Source organism: Enterobacter sp. 302C9 (assembly GCF_034106085.1).
Taxonomy (GTDB): domain Bacteria; phylum Pseudomonadota; class Gammaproteobacteria; order Enterobacterales; family Enterobacteriaceae; genus Enterobacter; species Enterobacter asburiae_B.
Genome location: NZ_JAWNBW010000004.1, coordinates 101,209 through 116,624 on the forward strand (window position 1 = coordinate 101,209; position 15,416 = coordinate 116,624).

The following is a 15,416-nucleotide window of genomic DNA, read 5'->3' on the forward strand; positions in this document are numbered from 1 at the left end:
GGAGACGACAATGAGTGTGCAATTAGGCATTAACCCGCTGACGTGGACGAACGACGATCTGCCTTCTCTCGGCGCGGAAACCTCGCTGGAAACCTGTCTGAGCGAAGGTAAAGAGGCCGGTTTTGCCGGCTTCGAGCTGGGCAATAAATTCCCGCGCGAAGCGCGCCTGCTTGGCCCCATCCTGCAGCGTCACGACCTGCAGCTGGTCTCAGGCTGGTACTCTGGCCGCCTGCTGGAGCGCAGCGTGGAGGAGGAGATCGCCGCCGTGCAGCCGCACCTGACGCTGCTGCGCGAGCTGGGGGCGAAGGTGCTGGTGTTTGCGGAAGTGAGCGGCTGCATTCACGGCGAGCAGCAGACCCCGGTGCATCTGCGCCCGCGCTTCCCGCAGGAGCGCTGGAAGGAGTACGGCGAGAAGCTCACCGAATTTGCCCGCTATACGCAGCAGCAGGGCGTGCAGATTGCCTACCATCACCATATGGGCACGGTGATTGAGTCTTCCGAAGACTTGGACAACCTGATGACTCACACCGGGGAGGCGGTCGGACTGCTGCTGGATACCGGCCATCTCACCTTTGCCGGGGCCGATCCGCTGGCGGTGGCGCAGCGCTGGGCGTCGCGCATCAATCACGTTCACTGCAAAGACGTGCGCGCCGACGTGCTGGCGGACGTCAAAAACCGCAAAACCAGCTTCCTCGATGCGGTGCTGAGCGGCGTGTTTACCGTGCCGGGCGACGGCTGCGTCGATTACCCACCTATTATGCGGCTGCTGAAGGCGCAGGATTATCACGGCTGGCTGGTGGTCGAGGCCGAGCAGGATCCGGCGATTGCCCATCCGCTGACCTACGCCCGTCTGGGGTATAACAACCTGAGCCGCCTGGCGCGCGACGCCGGACTGATTTGAGGAGGGAACATGTCACGTCTGTTATCACGCTGGCAACAGCCGAACGCGGAGGGGCGCACCCAGTGTGTTACACCGGAAAGCGCAGGGTGGGGCTACGTCGGCTTTGAGGCGTATGAGCTGCAGGAGGGGCAGACGCTGACGCTGCCCGCCGTCAGCGAAGAGCGCTGCCTGGTGCTGGTCGCCGGGCGGGCCTCCATCAGCACGCCTTCCGCGCAGTTTAACGATATCGGCGAGCGGATGAGCCCCTTCGAGCGCATTAAGCCGTGGGCGGTGTACGTCACCCCGCAGGAGACGGTGCAGGTAAAGGCGCTGACGACGCTGGAGCTGGCGGTCTGCGCCGCGCCGGGCAAAGGCACGTATCCGACGCGGCTGATTGCGCCGCAGGATATCGACGGTGAAGCGCGCGGCAAAGGTCGCAACCAGCGCTACGTGCATAACATTTTGCCGGAAGACAGGCCCGCCGACAGCCTGCTGGTGGTGGAGGTGTGGACCAATGAAGGCTGCACCAGCTCGTACCCGAGCCACAAGCACGACACGGATAACCCGCCGCAGGAGACCTATCTGGAGGAGACCTACTACCATCGCCTCAACCCGGAGCAGGGGTTCTGCATGCAGCGCGTCTACACCGATGACAGAACGCTGGATGAGTGTATGGCGGTCTATGACCGTGACGTGGTGATGGTGCCGAAGGGCTACCACCCGGTCGCGACAATGGCCGGGTATGACAGCTACTACCTCAACGTGATGGCCGGCCCGGTGCGCAAATGGATGTTCACCTGGGAAGAGGACCACGCGTGGATTAATCGGGATTATCCCGCGGACAGCGGTGTCTAGCGCGGGTTAGCCACCAGAACACCAGCGCCAGCAGGCTGACCGAGGCGCCAAGCAGGCAGACGCCCGGCCAGCCGGCACAGGCATACGTCATCGTTGTGCCGAGCGCGCCGAGCCCGCTGCCGACGGCATAAAACAGCATGTAAAGCCCGACCAGCCGGCTGTGCGCCTCGGGACGGGTGCGGAAAATCATGCTCTGATTAGTGACGTGCAGCGCCTGACCACCCAAATCGAGCAGTATGATGCCGATAAGCAAAATCCCGATTGAACGGTCCATCAGCGACAAGGGCCACCAGGCTAACAGTAAGATACTCAGCGCCGCCGCGCTGGTGCGTTGGGCATATCCCCGATCGGCCCAGCGTCCTGCCCGGCCAGCAGCCAGCGCGCCCACCGCGCCAGCCAGTCCAAACGCGCCAATCGCTGTATGCGAAAAGTTAAACGGCGGTGCGCTCAGCGGCAGCACCAGCGCGCTCCAGAAAATGTTAAACGATGCAAACATCAGCAGCGCCAGCACGCCGCGTATCTGCAGCACTTTTTCCTGCCGCAGCAGCGTGAGCATTGAGCCAATCAGCCGCGGATAGCTCATCGTGGCAGTGACGGCTGGCAGGGCGGGGAGTCGCCACCACAGAGGTAACGCAATCATGAGCATCAGCGCGGCAGCACAAAGATAAACCCCGCGCCAGCCCGCGATATCGCTGATGCCACCGGCAAAGACGCGAGCGAGCAGCAAACCTGTGAACACGCCGCCCTGTGCCGCGCCGACAACGCGTCCCTGTTCATGGGGCGACGCGGCGCTGGCGGCGTAGGCGATCAGCCCCTGCGTCATGGCCGTGCCCAACATACCTGTCGCAAGCATACCGATAAGCAGCGCTGAAGAGGACTGTGCCATGCTGACGGAAACCAGCGCCACCACCAGAGCAATCAGCTGTACTGCCATGAGTCGTCGACGATCCACTTTGTCACCCAGAGGAACGACGAGCAAAAGAGCCAGCGCGCAGCCAATTTGTGTCGCGGTCACCACGCTCCCCACGGCCGCATGGCTGATGCCGAAATCGTTCGCCAGCGCGTCAAGCAAAGGCTGGGCGTAATAGACGTTTGCCACGCTTAGGCCGCTGGCGGTGGCGAACAGCCAGACCATGCTGCGCGGCATGTCGGCTGAAGGAAGGGCTGACGTCAGTGACATATTCAAAATCCTCGCCTGTGATAACCTGGTTTTAAAAAGAAACTGGTTGAATGCTAGGCTATGCAGTTTTAAAATGCAACTAGTTATAGGGTGGCCTTTGCGAGGAAAACAGGTGATGTCCCGAAATACGGTAAAAGAGGAATATTGTCCCGTTGCCCGCAGCGTTGACCTGCTCGGGGATCGCTGGTCGCTTCTCATTGTGCGTAATGCGTTTGACGGCATGACGCGCTTCGGGGATTTTCAGCGCAGCCTTGGGGTGGCGCGCAACATCCTTTCTGACCGGCTTCGCAAGCTGGTTGAGGCGGACATCCTGACGTTACAGGGGGCATCGGACGGCACGGCTTATCAGGAATATGTTCTGACCGACAAAGGCGAACGTCTTTTCCCCGTGATCGTGGCGCTGCGTCAGTGGGGAGAGCAAAATCTGTTTGCGCAGGGCGAGCGTCACTCGCTGCTGGTCGACAGGCGGACGGGCAGGCCGGTTCCCTTTATGGCGCCAGCAGCGCATGACGGCACTGCGCTGCTGCCGGTGGATACGGAAGTGCAGAAGATCGAATGAGTCACTCCGGTTAATTACCGCTTATCGCCTGCTCAATCGTCCGGGCAACGATTTGCGGCTGGCTGACCATCGACACGTGGCTTGCCGCCACCTCGGCGGTTTTCGCATGGATCGTCTTCGCCATCGCCCGTTCAAGATCGGGGTTGATCATTCGGTCATTCTTGCTGACCACATACCAGCTCGGTTTATTATGCCACGCCGCGTGGGCGACCTTTTCACCAAACGCCTCGGCCTTAATTGGCCCCTGCGTGGCTGCAATGGTGTTTTGAATGTCTGGCTTCACGTCAGGCGCGAAGTCCTTTCTGACGGCTCCTGTCGGCAGGTATAAATAGCCGTCCGCCGTTTTAGCAATGCCCGCGCTGCCCGGCGGGGCAGGATAGCTTCCTGCCAGATCCGCCGTCGACTGGCCGGAATCCGGCGCGAACGCCGCCACGTACACCAGCGATTTTACCCGCGCATCGTTGCCCGCCTCGCTAATCACGGTGCCGCCCCAGGAGTGGCCCACCAGCACCACGTCACCCTCGGCGCGGGCGATGGCCCGCCGCGTGGCCGCAACGTCATCCTTAAGCGACGTGAGCGGGAGCTGGACGGCAATGACCTCGGCGTGCTGCTTCTGCAACAGGGTAATCACCTTATTCCAGCTGCTGCCGTCGGCAAACGCGCCGTGCACCAGCACGACGCTGGTTTTACTCTGCGCAAAGGCGCTGGCGGAAACTGCTAGCAGGCCTGCCGTCATTACAGACAGTGCTTTCATCTTCTGACTCCTTAAAAATGGTGGACCGCCGCGTGGGGCGGGACGGTGAATTCAACGGTTTTGTGGTCGAGCGGCTTGTGCGTCGGGTCGGCCAGAATAATCGTCACCTTGTGTTTACCGGCGGGTAGCCCTACAAGGATCACCGGCTCTCCGCTGGCGTCAGCCCAGTGCCACGGCGCGTCATCCACCACCACGTGAATGTGCCCGATGCGCGGCGTGACCTTGAGCGCCTCGGGGCCGAATACCGGCTCGATGCGCAGGTTTTCGGCACGGTACTGGATAAACACCGCGCCTTTGCTCAGCGGCCCGGCAAGCGGCGGATCGACTATCAGCTTTGCGGGCGGCTGCGGCTGCGCCAGCGGCGCAACGGCGGCGGGGCCGTTAACGTCCTCGGCGCTCAGGTTTTCCAGCGGCATGGTCCGGGCATGGGCTACAGATGCCAGGACTAGCAGGGGGAAAAGTGCATAGCGACGAATCATGGGTTCTCTCCTTATCGGTTGTGAATGACGACAGGGAAAGAAAACCATTTTTATGTATCGGAGATATTTGCCGGAGGCGGCGTTTTGTACCCGTTTGTCAGCGTGGCGCTCTGGATACAGTGCGATACAGTTTGCCTGCCTGGACGACGCACAATCGCTATCGCCAGCCCGGCAATCACCAGCGTCAGCCCCGTTGATACCCACATTGCACCTGCGATCCCCAGCGTTTTATTCAGCCACGCATAGGCAAACGGTGAGGCTGCCGCCATCAGCTGGCCGGGGATAAGCAGCATGCCGGTGCGGCGGGCATAGCTTTCGGGGCTAAACAGCTCCAGCGGCAGGGTGGCTTTCACGATGGTGACCAGCCCGTTGATGGCGCCGTAGCCCAGCACGAACCCGGCCGCACACCACATAAACAGGGCGCTGCTCATCCCCAGTAGAAAGCAGAGCGGCATGGCGAGCGCGGTAAAAAGCGTCAGTTTGAAGGGGGTTAAGCGGGCACCCGCCAGCACTTCAAGCGAGCGGGCACCCGTCTGGCCGACTCCCCACAGCATCCCGATGGCGACCGGCAGGCCGAAGTGGGCAATAAACTCCGGCAGATGGGTGGACGTGCCGTTAGAGACAAAGGTGATGAGGGCAATGAAGGCGGCATAAAGCCAGCCGTTACGCCGCTCGTTGTTAAGAGGCGGCGCGGTAACCTTTGTCGTCACCGTCAGCCGCTGCCGGGGAAGCGTTCGAATCAGCATCGCGCTCAGCAGGCCGAAGAGCGCGTAGACGCGCAGCGCCTCCTGCCAGCTCATGACCTGAAGCAGAGCATCGCCCAGCGGCCAGAAAACGGCGGAGGCCAGCCCGCCCGCCAGCGTGACGCGTGAGATTGTTCTTCGCGCCTGCTGCCCGTAGAGGTTTACCAGCGCGGCGAACAGCGCGTCGTACAGCGACAGGCGCATCCCTACGCCGCCGATCAGCCAGCCGCAGTACCAGCCAAAAAGCGTCTGGGTATACGCCATCCCTGCGCAGCTTGCGGCGATCAGCAACGTGCCGCTCATCACCACTTTCTGACCGCCAAAGCGTGCCAGCAGGCGGGCGACAAACGGGGAAACCGCCGCCATCACCAGCATCGCCAGCGTCAGGCCGAGGTAAATCTGCGGTGATGACCATCCCCGGTCGGCTGAAATCGCCATTGCAAAGGTGCCGGGCATATAAAACGAGATCCCCCAGTTGATAAGCTGATTACATCCCGCCGTGAGGGCGAGGCGGCGTGGCAGGGCGGGTGTTTCCATTGTTTTTCATTCCGTTATGCAGTTGTCCTGAGCATAACTCGCGCGCTATTGTGCTGGCAGGGCAGCAACCTTATGCGCGGTATAAGAGAAACTTTGAATGACAACGCTTAATCTGGGCTATCTCGCCACCTTCCGTCTGGTGATCCAGCGCGGCAGCTTTTCAGCGGCAGCGGATGCGCTGGGTATTTCCCAGCCCGCCGTCAGCCTGCAAATACGTCAGCTGGAGCAGTTTCTGCAAACGCGGCTGGTGGAGCGTACCGGGCGAGGGATTAAGGCTACGGCTGCCGGGCAGGCGTTGCTGGCGCATGGGGAGCGTATTCAGCTGGCGGTGGATGACGCCATCCGGTCCGTGAGCGCATTCAGCCACGATGTGAGCGGCACCATTACGCTTGGCACGGGGGCAACGGCCTGCATCCATCTTCTGCCGCCGCTGCTGGAGAAGCTGCGTCGAGACTATCCGCTCCTGAGCGTGGGGGTGACGACGGGCAACACCCTCGACATCGTCAGGGCCATCGAAGAGAACCGGCTCGATATGGGGCTGGTGACGCTGCCGGTGAGCGGCAGAGCGCTGGACGTCATGCCGGTAATGGACGAAGAGTTTGTTTTTATCGCGTCGCGGGAGCAGCAGGATGCTTTCAGGGGTTTTACCCCGGAGGCGCTGCACGCTCAGCCGCTGATTGCCTTTGAATCAGGCAGCGGTACCCGGGCGCTGATCGATGGCTGGTTTGCGGCGAATGGATTAGCGATCGCACCGGTGATGCAGCTTGGCAGCATCGAGGCGATCAAACGCATGGTTCGTGCGGGTCTGGGCTACAGTATTGTGCCGCGAATGGCGGTCGAACAGGATGCCGATCGCGAAGGGCTATGTGTGATGTCGCTTACGCCCATGCTGCAGCGGCAGCTGGCGATCGTAATGCGGCAGGATAAAATCCTCAGCAAAGGGATCGCGGCCATTATTCGGCTCGTGCAACATCCTGCGGCTGTTTAGCGATCGGCGGTGTCGACGGTCAGGCTGGATTGCTGCGACTGGGTTTTGTCCTGATGGTGGTACCAGGCGCCAATTGAAGAGTAAACGAAGCGGCCAAAGAAAAACAGGAAGCTGATGAGCAGTATGATGCGGGTCATTCGGGTATTAAATTGATGTCGTTTGCGCATACGCGTGACCTGACTCACTCTGTTTTTCCTGGATAAGCCCTTTTGGGCGACAAGGATATTAAGGCACAGCGGGAAGGCGGGGTCAATTCTGCTGTGTGTAAATAACCGTCAATGTTTACATTGATTAATGTTATTGAAATTAATTAATGCATTTACCATATTGATAATATGAAGAAAATAATTTCAAAAAAACGCCGCAAAAAGTTATTTGCGTAAAGTAGCTTGATTTAAGTCAACGGCTTCCCGGCCCTGATATTTAAAATCCTTCCTCCATACAGTTCGCCCCTCACCTTGCCGGGCGGCGCGTACGTCAGGTTGGATGCCTGTCTTTATTTTCCCTCTGGAGCGAAAGGGGTTTAACCGGGCATCTATGAACATTCTGGCTTTCCTGAAAAAAAATGAAAACCGCTGGTGGGCATTACCGCTTATTTTGCCTGTGGTTTTACTTCCCGTGCTGAGCATTGCGAATACGTTCACGCAGCTGGGCGACGGCATTGCGGCACTCTATTATTTACCCCTCTCATTTTTGCTTTCGCTGATGATGTTCTTTGGTCTGGAAGCGCTGCCCGGGATCGTATTGTCGCTGTTTATCCGCTATTACCCGTCGGTCGGTATGTTTGAAACCGTCGCGGGGATCCTCCATTTTGTCGTCCCTTTAGTGCTCAGCTGGGGTGGCTACCGGGTGTTTGCGCCCAGACGGAATATGACCGCATACGGCGACGTGCGGCTGATGGCGCAGCGCATCTTCTGGCAGGCGTTCTGCCCCGCGACGCTATTGCTGGTGCTGTTCCAGTTTGCGGTGTATTTAGGCGTGTATGAGAGCCGTCAGAGCCTTGCGGGATTAAATCCCCTCAATATTCGCACGCTCATCAACTATCAGACGCTGCTGGTCAGCGGGCTAACGGGCGTGCCGCTGAGCTATCTGCTGATCCGCCTGCTTCGACATCCGCGCTATATCAAAAGCCTTCTCTCGCAGATCCGTTCCGAGATAGACAAAAAGGTGACGGTCGTTGAGTTGCTGGTGTGGGCTATCGCGCTTGGCGGGCTGCTTTCGCTGCTGCTGATTCCGATGAATGAGAACAGCTCCATTTTCACCACCAACTACACTCTTTCCCTGCTGATGCCGGTGATGCTCTGGGGCGCGATGCGTTTTGGCTATAAGCTGATTTCGCTTATCTGGACGCCGATACTGCTGGTGTCTATTCACTATTTTTACCGCTATATCCCGGTGAACCCGGGGTATGACATTCAGCTGGCGATCACCTCTTCCAGTTACCTGGTCTTCTCCTTCGTGGTGATTTATATGTCGATGCTGGCGACCCGGCAGCGCGCGGCGAACAAACGCTCCCGCAGGCTGGCGCTGCTCGACCCGGTCGTCCATATGCCTAATCTGCGGGCGCTGTCGCGCGATCTGGCGAAAAACCCGTGGTCGGCGCTCTGCCTGCTGCGCATTCCGGAGCTGGAAATTCTGGGCCGAAATTACGGCGTGTTGCTGAGGATTCAGTACAAGCAGCAGCTGGCGCAGTGGGTGAATGGCATTCTCCAGCCCAATGAGCTGGTGTATCACCTGACCGGGTATGACCTGGCGGTACGGCTCAACGCGGAATCGCACCAGCAGCGGATTGAAGCCCTGGACGAGCACATCAAGCAGTTCCGCTTTGTCTGGGACGGCATGCCGCTGCAGCCGCAGGTGGGCGTGAGCTATTGCTATGTCCGGTCCCCGGTTAACCATCTTTATCTGGTGCTGGGCGAGCTGGGCGTGGTTGCCGACCTGTCGCTCTCCTCCAACCATCCGGAAAACCTTCAGCAGCGTGGGGCCGTCCATTTGCAGCGCAACCTGAAGGATAAAGTCGCGATGATGAGCCGCCTGCAAAAGGCGCTTGATAACGACGAATTCACCCTGCTGGTTCAACCCGTTCGCGGCATGCGTGGCGATTGCTATCACGAAGTCCTGCTCCGGATGCCGGATATAAACGGGCTATTGATCTCCCCCGACCAGTTCCTGCCCGTCGCGCAGGAGTTTGGTCTCTCCTCGCGGGTAGATTTATGGGTGCTCGAGCACACCCTGCGCTTTCTCGCCGCGCATCGCGAAAGACTGCCCGGCCAGCGCTTTGCCATTAATCTTGCCCCGTCGACCGTGTGTCGGGTGCAGTTTCCGCTTGAGGTGAATCGCCTGCTGGCGAAATACGCCATTGAGCCGTGGCAGCTGATCTTTGAAGTGACGGAGTGCAGCACTTTTTGCAACGCGGAGCAGGGGCTACACATCCTCCGGCAGCTGCAGAAAATGGGGGTACGTATTGCAATTGATGATTTTGGCACCGGCTATGCGAGCTATGCGCGGCTGAAAAGCGTGGACGCGGATATTCTCAAGATTGACGGCAGCTTTATTCGCAATATCGTCAACAACAGCCTGGATTATCAGATTGTGGCGTCTATCTGCCATCTGGCGCGCATGAAAAAGATGCTGGTGGTGGCGGAGTATGTCGAAAGCGAAGAGATACGTAGCGCGGTTCACGCGCTAGGCATCGATTATGTGCAGGGTTATCTGATTGGCAGGCCGGCACCGCTTGAGTCACTGCTGGAAGCAGAGGCGTCCACCGCGGACGCCTGAGCCGTTACGCGGCGACGTCGGCGCTCTCTTCTTCAATTTTGAGCAGCCAGCCGGTGACCGCTTCCCAGTACTGCTGCTCTTTTTCCAGGTCCAGCAGGACCAGTGCGTTCTGGCTGAACCAGTCGTGCGGGAAGCTCAGCGTCCAGTGGTGGTCGTCGGTTTTAAGCTTCAGCGTGGGCGGCGTGGTGGTGGCCTGACGCTGGTTATTGAGCAGCACGCCCAGACGCAGCAGCTGAATAAGCGGCAGAAACTGTTTTTTCTTGAACAGCGTAAAGCGCGGCAGGTCGTCGAGCTTGATGGCCTTGCGGTGATAACGCACCAGGGTCGCCATCATGGTTTGCTGCTCCTGGTTGAAGCCAGGCAGATCGCTGTTTTGCAGAATGTAGGCCGAATGGCGGTGCATCCCGCTGTGGTTGATGTTCAGCCCCACCTCGTGCAGCATCGCGGCCCATTTCAACAGCGCGGCAAGCTGCGGGTGCGCAAGCTTCGGATTCTGCTCCTGCCACTGTTCGTACATCTGCACCGTGGTGTCCAGCACGCGCTTCGCCTGTTCACGGTCGATGTTGTACTGGTTGGCCAGGCTTTGCGCGGTGCGGCTGCGAATATCCTGATGGCGGAAACGGCCTTCCATCTCATACAGCACGCCTTCACGCAGCGCGCCGTCCGACAGACGCAGCTCTTTTATGGCGAGGGCATCAAACACGCCGCAGAGAATAGCCAGCCCCGGCACGAATACCGCTTTACGCTCGTCGGAAAGACCCGGCAGGCTTAAGGCGTCAAAACTTTTATGCTTCAGCACTTCTTCGGTCAGCAACGTCAGGCGTTCGGGCGTGATAAACCCGTCTTTTTCACCCATCGCCAGCAGCACTTCATGCGCCGCCTTGATGGTGCCCGACGCGCCCAGCGCCACGTTCCAGCCCTGAATACGGTACTGCCAGGCCAGGTTTTCCAGCTTCTGGACAGCCGCCATACGCGCGCGCTGGAAGTTCTCGCGGGTGATGGTGCCACCCGGGAAATACATCTGCGCGAAGCTGACGCAGCCCATACGGCGGCTTTCCACCAGGCGCGGCTCAAAGTCTTCGCCGATCACCAGCTCCGTTGAGCCACCGCCGATATCGATAACCAGCTTGCGTCCTTTTTCCGGCTGGGTGTGCTCAACGCCCATGAAAATCAGACGCGCTTCCTCGTTGCCGGAGATGATCTCAATCGGGTAGGGGATCACTTTTTCGGCCCGCTTGAGGAACTCCGGGGCGTTCAGGGCCTGGCGCAGGGTGTGGGTACCCACGATGCACACGCTGGAGGGCGAGAAGCCCTGCAGGCGTTCAGCAAACAGCGACAGGCAGTTTAACCCGCGCTCCATCGCCTCTTCGCTGAGCATGCTGCGTTCATCAAGACCATCCGCCAGGTGTACGCGCTGCTTCAGACGACCGATGATCTGCAGCGCGCCATCCACCTCACGGGCGATGACCATGTGGAAACTGTTAGAGCCAAGGTCGACCGCGGCGAATTCCTGCGGGCGTGGGGTCTTATCATTTATCGGCATAGGTTAATCGGGTTGCTCGAGTGATTTGATATAGTCGTAAATCGCCAGTTGCGACCGCACTTTGCGGCGGTTGCCGCGCGGTACATAGCGGTTACTGAGTTCTTTGTCGATATAGCGTGCTTTCACGGTATCGCTGAACAGAATCTCGATGATGTCGAGGATCTGCTGCTTCAGACGCGGATCCAGCAGCGGTGCCGCGACTTCAATACGGTAGTCAATATTGCGCGTCATCCAGTCTGCCGAAGAGAGATAGACCTGTTTATCACCCGCATTATCAAAAATATAGATCCGATCGTGTTCCAGGTAACGGTCAACGATGCTGATCACGCGAATATTGTCGCTGATGCCTTCCAGTTCCGGGATCAGCGAGCACATGCCGCGGATTAGCAGGTTAACCGGCACGCCGGAGCTGGACGCTGCATACAGCCTGTCCACCAGCCCTTTGTCGACCAGGTTGTTAAGCTTCAGCGTGATGCCGGACGACAGCCCTTTCTGGGCATTGGCGATCTCTTTGTCGATCATATCGTACAGCAGGCGGCGCGAGTTCTGCGGCGAGACCAGCAGATAGTCAAAGCTCACCGGACGATACGGGTTTTCGATAAAGTTAAAGACCCGGCGCACTTCGTTAGTGATGCGGGCATCGGCGGTTAAGAGCGAGTAGTCGGTATAAATTCGCGCCGTTTTCTCGTTAAAGTTCCCGGTACCGATGTGGGCATAACGCACTACATCGTCGCCCTCTTTACGGGAAATCAGGAACAGCTTGGCGTGAATTTTCAGCCCCGGCGCGGAGAAGATGACGTGCACACCGGCTTCCGTCAGACGGCGCGCCCAGTGGATGTTGGCCTCTTCGTCGAAGCGCGCCTGCAGCTCAACCACCACGGTGACCTTTTTGGCGTTGTGCGCCGCGTGGATCATCGCGTCGATGATGCGGGAATCTTTTGCCACGCGGTAGATGTTGATTTTGATCGCCAGCACGCTCGGATCGAACGAGGCCTGACGCAGCAGTTCGAGCACGTGCTCAAACGTGTGATACGGATAGTAGAGCAGCACATCGCGTTCGCGAATGGCGTCGAATCCGTTGCGGAATTTATCGAACCACAGATGGCGCAGGCGCGGCAGCGGCTTGTTCACAAGATTGGCTTTGCCGACGTTCGGGAAGCCAATAAAGTCTTTAAAGTTGTGGTAACGGCCACCCGGCACGATGGAGTCATAGCGCGAAATGGTCAGCTTTTCGCGCAGCATTTCCACCATGGCGTCCGGCATATCGCGCTGATAAACAAAACGTACCGGTTCGGCCGTCAGGCGCTGTTTCAGGCTGGAGGACATCAGCTCCATCAGGCTGGCTTCCATCTCGTGCACCAGGTCATATTCGGCGTCACGGGTCATTTTCATCGAGTAGGCGTTTAACGCATCGTAATCGAAGAAGCCTTTGAAGATGTCGTCCAGGCAGTAGCGCAGGATGTTATCGAGCAGGATCATCGGCTTGCGTCTGCGCGGGGTTTCCGGCGGCAGGTTCACAAAGCGCGGCACCTTGTCGGACGGGATCTCCAGCAGCGCGTAACGGATAGACTCACCGCGAATAATTTCCACCGCCAGGTAGGTGTAATCATCCTTCAGGAACTGAACCAGATCGGTTTCGCGGTTGATCAGAATCGGGGTAATGTGCTGGCGCAGATAGTGTTTGAAGTAGTGGCGCAGCCAGTTTTGTTGGTTAACGGAAAGCTGGCGTTCGTTAATCAGGAAGATTTGATTGCGCGCCATCTCCAGCAGCAGTTCGTTATACAGGCCGTCAAATTCCTGATCGGCTTTCAGTACGCGGGACTGGATTTTGCCCAGCAGATGCCGCGAGTGCGAGTTTAAGCCCTGTTCTTCGCTGATGATGATGCGTCTTTTCAGCTCGGCAAAGCGAACCTTGTAGAACTCATCCAGGTTGTTGGAATAAATGCCCAAAAAACGCATGCGCTCGATCAGCGGGTTACTTTTGTCTGCCGCTTCCTGGAGTACACGTTCGTTAAATGCTAACCAGCTTAGCTCTTTCTCGATATATAACTTTTCCTGACCCATTACAGCTCACACTCCAGTTCAATCACAGGACGTGGTAAATCCGTCTCGCCCTTATTATGGCGAGCATTTCCACGATATGTCCAACAGTGCCAGAAAAGTATGACAGTTATTTTTTTTGTTGGGGATTTTAGAAGGTTGGAGAAGGGAATATCGGGTAATGCAATGAACAGGTCGGGTAAGCGCAGCAGCGCCACCCGACGTAACAAACTACTCTTCCGCCGCATAACCCTGCGGGGGTAACTTCACGCCGTCCAGCCAGGCTGCGCCGTCGCGCATCTCGAGACGCCCGTCGACAAACCAGCTGACCACCAGCGGGTAAATGGCGTGTTCCTGGGTCTGCACGCGTTCGGTCACGTCTTCTTCGCTGTCGCCGTCAAAGACCGGAACTTTCGCCTGCAGGATCACCGGACCGCCGTCCAGCTCGTCGGTAACGAAATGCACGGAGGTACCGTGCTCCTCATCGCCGTTTTCCAGAACCTGACGATGGGTATGCAGGCCGGGATATTTTGGCAGCAGGGAAGGGTGGATATTCAGCAGACGACCGGCGAAGTGTTCGACGAAGGCCGGGCTCAGAATACGCATATAGCCCGCCAGCACGACCACGTCCGGCGCGTAGGCATCAATCTCATGCACCAGCTCGCGGTCAAAGGCTTCACGCCCGGCGAACTGGCTGGCTTCCAGCGCGTGCGCGGGAATGTTCGCATCCCGCGCGCGCTCAAGGCCGAACGCGTCGGCCTTGTTGCTGAAAACTGCCCGAATGGTGCCATTGATTTTCTTCTGCTTGCAGGCGTCTATGATGGCCTGCAAATTGCTTCCGTTGCCGGAAATGAGCACCACGATGTTTTTCATTCAATGACCACACGCTGTTCGGAATCGGAAGCTTTAATCGTACCGATTTTCCACGCGTTTTCACCTTTTTCAGTCAGCAGCTTAACCGCTTTATCCGCTTCGCTTGCCGGCAGGGCGATAACCATGCCCACGCCACAGTTAAAGGTGCGGTACATTTCGTGAGAGCTCACGTTGCCCGCGGTCTGCAGCCAGTTAAACACGGCCGGCCACTGCCATGAGGATTCGTCGATCACCGCCTGGGTGTTATCCGGCAGGACGCGCGGGATGTTTTCCCAGAAGCCGCCGCCGGTCAGGTGAGCGATAGCGTGAACGTCGACGTTCTCGATAAGCTCAAGCACGTTTTTCACGTAGATGCGGGTCGGCGCCAGCAGATGGTCGGCCAGCGGTTTACCGTCCAGCTCGGTGGTCAGCGGATCACAGCCGCTCACTTCGAGGATTTTACGCACCAGGGAGTAGCCGTTGGAGTGCGGGCCGCTGGAGGCGAGCGCGATCAGCACATCGCCATCGGCCACTTTGCTGCCGTCGATAATTTCTGATTTTTCTACTACGCCGACGCAGAAGCCCGCGACGTCATAATCTTCGCCGTGATACATGCCCGGCATTTCTGCGGTTTCACCACCGACCAGCGCACAGCCGGACTGCAGGCAGCCTTCGGCGATACCGTTAATCACGCTGGCAGCGGTATCCACGTCCAGTTTGCCGGTTGCGTAGTAATCGAGGAAGAACAGCGGCTCTGCGCCCTGTACCACCAGGTCATTCACGCACATCGCGACCAGATCGATACCGATCGTGTCGTGACGTTTTAAATCCATCGCCAGGCGCAGTTTAGTGCCTACACCGTCAGTACCCGAGACCAGAACAGGTTCACGATATTTTTGCGGCAGCGCGCACAGTGCGCCGAAGCCACCCAGACCACCCATCACTTCCGGGCGGCGGGTTTTTTTCACCACACCTTTGATTCGGTCAACCAGCGCATTACCTGCGTCAATATCAACACCGGCATCTTTGTAGCTGAGAGAAGTTTTGTTGGTCACGGCTTAAATCCCCACGCGATTGCATAGCTAGTAAGAAAAATCGGCGCAATTCTAACAGTCCAGGCAAACGTTTGCGAGCCTATTCTGGACGTGGGGATCTTTTTTTCTGTGTACCTCGTGAATGCAGCCAAACTTGACTCTGTTCACGAAAATGAAACCGGTTTCTGAGAACT

General features: G+C 58.3%; 14 protein-coding genes. 5 read left to right on the plus strand and 9 right to left on the minus strand.

From position 1 onward, the window contains the following. Positions 1 to 10: 10 nt before the first annotated feature. Both iolE and iolB read left to right on the plus strand, forming a co-directional pair. Entirely contained in the window at positions 11 to 901 is an 891-nt protein-coding gene (gene iolE, locus UR289_RS10315; RefSeq protein WP_320709989.1) for a myo-inosose-2 dehydratase, read from the plus strand. 9 nt (positions 902 to 910) lie between these two features. Continuing rightward, complete coding sequence (gene iolB, locus UR289_RS10320) at positions 911 to 1,735, plus strand: 5-deoxy-glucuronate isomerase (RefSeq protein ID WP_214538603.1); 825 nt, start codon at positions 911 to 913, stop codon at positions 1,733 to 1,735. On the opposite strand, the gene UR289_RS10325 is transcribed toward iolB, so the two are convergent. Continuing rightward, complete coding sequence (locus UR289_RS10325) at positions 1,701 to 2,915, minus strand: MFS transporter (protein ID WP_320709992.1); 1,215 nt, start codon at positions 2,913 to 2,915, stop codon at positions 1,701 to 1,703. The two genes, iolB and UR289_RS10325, sit on opposite strands and share 35 nt — an antisense overlap. 115 nt (positions 2,916 to 3,030) lie before the next feature. On the opposite strand from UR289_RS10325, the gene UR289_RS10330 reads away from it, so the two are divergent. Next, positions 3,031 to 3,474 (plus strand): winged helix-turn-helix transcriptional regulator, encoded by a 444-nt coding sequence (locus UR289_RS10330; RefSeq protein WP_240608628.1) that lies wholly within the window; start codon positions 3,031 to 3,033, stop codon positions 3,472 to 3,474. 10 nt (positions 3,475 to 3,484) lie between these two features. Here UR289_RS10330 and UR289_RS10335 read toward each other — a convergent pair whose 3' ends face one another. From UR289_RS10335 to UR289_RS10345, 3 genes are read right to left on the minus strand one after another with little or no spacing between them, the layout of a single operon-like run. Beyond that, entirely contained in the window at positions 3,485 to 4,228 is a 744-nt protein-coding gene (locus UR289_RS10335; RefSeq protein WP_320709996.1) for an alpha/beta hydrolase, read from the minus strand. An 11-nt stretch (positions 4,229 to 4,239) separates the two neighbouring features. After that, entirely contained in the window at positions 4,240 to 4,707 is a 468-nt protein-coding gene (locus tag UR289_RS10340) for a DUF6130 family protein (RefSeq protein ID WP_087823092.1), read from the minus strand. Positions 4,708 to 4,757: 50 nt separating this feature from the next. Beyond that, positions 4,758 to 5,987, minus strand: coding sequence for an MFS transporter (locus tag UR289_RS10345; protein WP_320709999.1), 1,230 nt, complete (start codon positions 5,985 to 5,987; stop codon positions 4,758 to 4,760). Positions 5,988 to 6,084: 97 nt separating this feature from the next. Between UR289_RS10345 and UR289_RS10350 the strand changes: the two genes are divergently transcribed. Continuing rightward, positions 6,085 to 6,975, plus strand: coding sequence for a LysR family transcriptional regulator (locus UR289_RS10350; protein WP_320710000.1), 891 nt, complete (start codon positions 6,085 to 6,087; stop codon positions 6,973 to 6,975). Here UR289_RS10350 and UR289_RS10355 read toward each other — a convergent pair. Beyond that, positions 6,972 to 7,160 carry a YfgG family protein gene (locus UR289_RS10355; protein WP_029739958.1) on the minus strand — a complete coding sequence of 63 codons (189 nt, stop codon included), beginning with the start codon at positions 7,158 to 7,160 and terminating at the stop codon, positions 6,972 to 6,974. The genes UR289_RS10350 and UR289_RS10355 overlap by 4 nt on opposite strands. A gap of 352 nt (positions 7,161 to 7,512) precedes the next feature. Between UR289_RS10355 and UR289_RS10360 the strand changes: the two genes are divergently transcribed. Then, a complete protein-coding gene (locus tag UR289_RS10360) occupies positions 7,513 to 9,753 on the plus strand; it encodes an EAL domain-containing protein (protein ID WP_320710002.1) in 2,241 nt (746 codons plus the stop codon). 4 nt (positions 9,754 to 9,757) lie between these two features. Here UR289_RS10360 and ppx read toward each other — a convergent pair whose 3' ends face one another. The 4 genes from ppx to purM form a co-directional block, all read right to left on the minus strand. Then, positions 9,758 to 11,296 (minus strand): exopolyphosphatase, encoded by a 1,539-nt coding sequence (ppx, locus tag UR289_RS10365; protein ID WP_023308773.1) that lies wholly within the window; start codon positions 11,294 to 11,296, stop codon positions 9,758 to 9,760. A 3-nt stretch (positions 11,297 to 11,299) separates the two neighbouring features. Further along, the gene (ppk1, locus tag UR289_RS10370; RefSeq protein WP_033146179.1) at positions 11,300 to 13,360 is read right to left on the minus strand and encodes a polyphosphate kinase 1; all 2,061 of its coding nucleotides are present in this window, start codon (positions 13,358 to 13,360) and stop codon (positions 11,300 to 11,302) included. 207 nt (positions 13,361 to 13,567) lie between these two features. After that, a complete protein-coding gene (gene purN / locus UR289_RS10375) occupies positions 13,568 to 14,209 on the minus strand; it encodes a phosphoribosylglycinamide formyltransferase (RefSeq protein WP_196354959.1) in 642 nt (213 codons plus the stop codon). Continuing rightward, the gene (gene purM / locus UR289_RS10380; RefSeq protein ID WP_008501643.1) at positions 14,206 to 15,243 is read right to left on the minus strand and encodes a phosphoribosylformylglycinamidine cyclo-ligase; all 1,038 of its coding nucleotides are present in this window, start codon (positions 15,241 to 15,243) and stop codon (positions 14,206 to 14,208) included. The genes purN and purM overlap by 4 nt, the downstream gene beginning before the upstream one ends. Positions 15,244 to 15,416 lie beyond the last annotated feature (173 nt).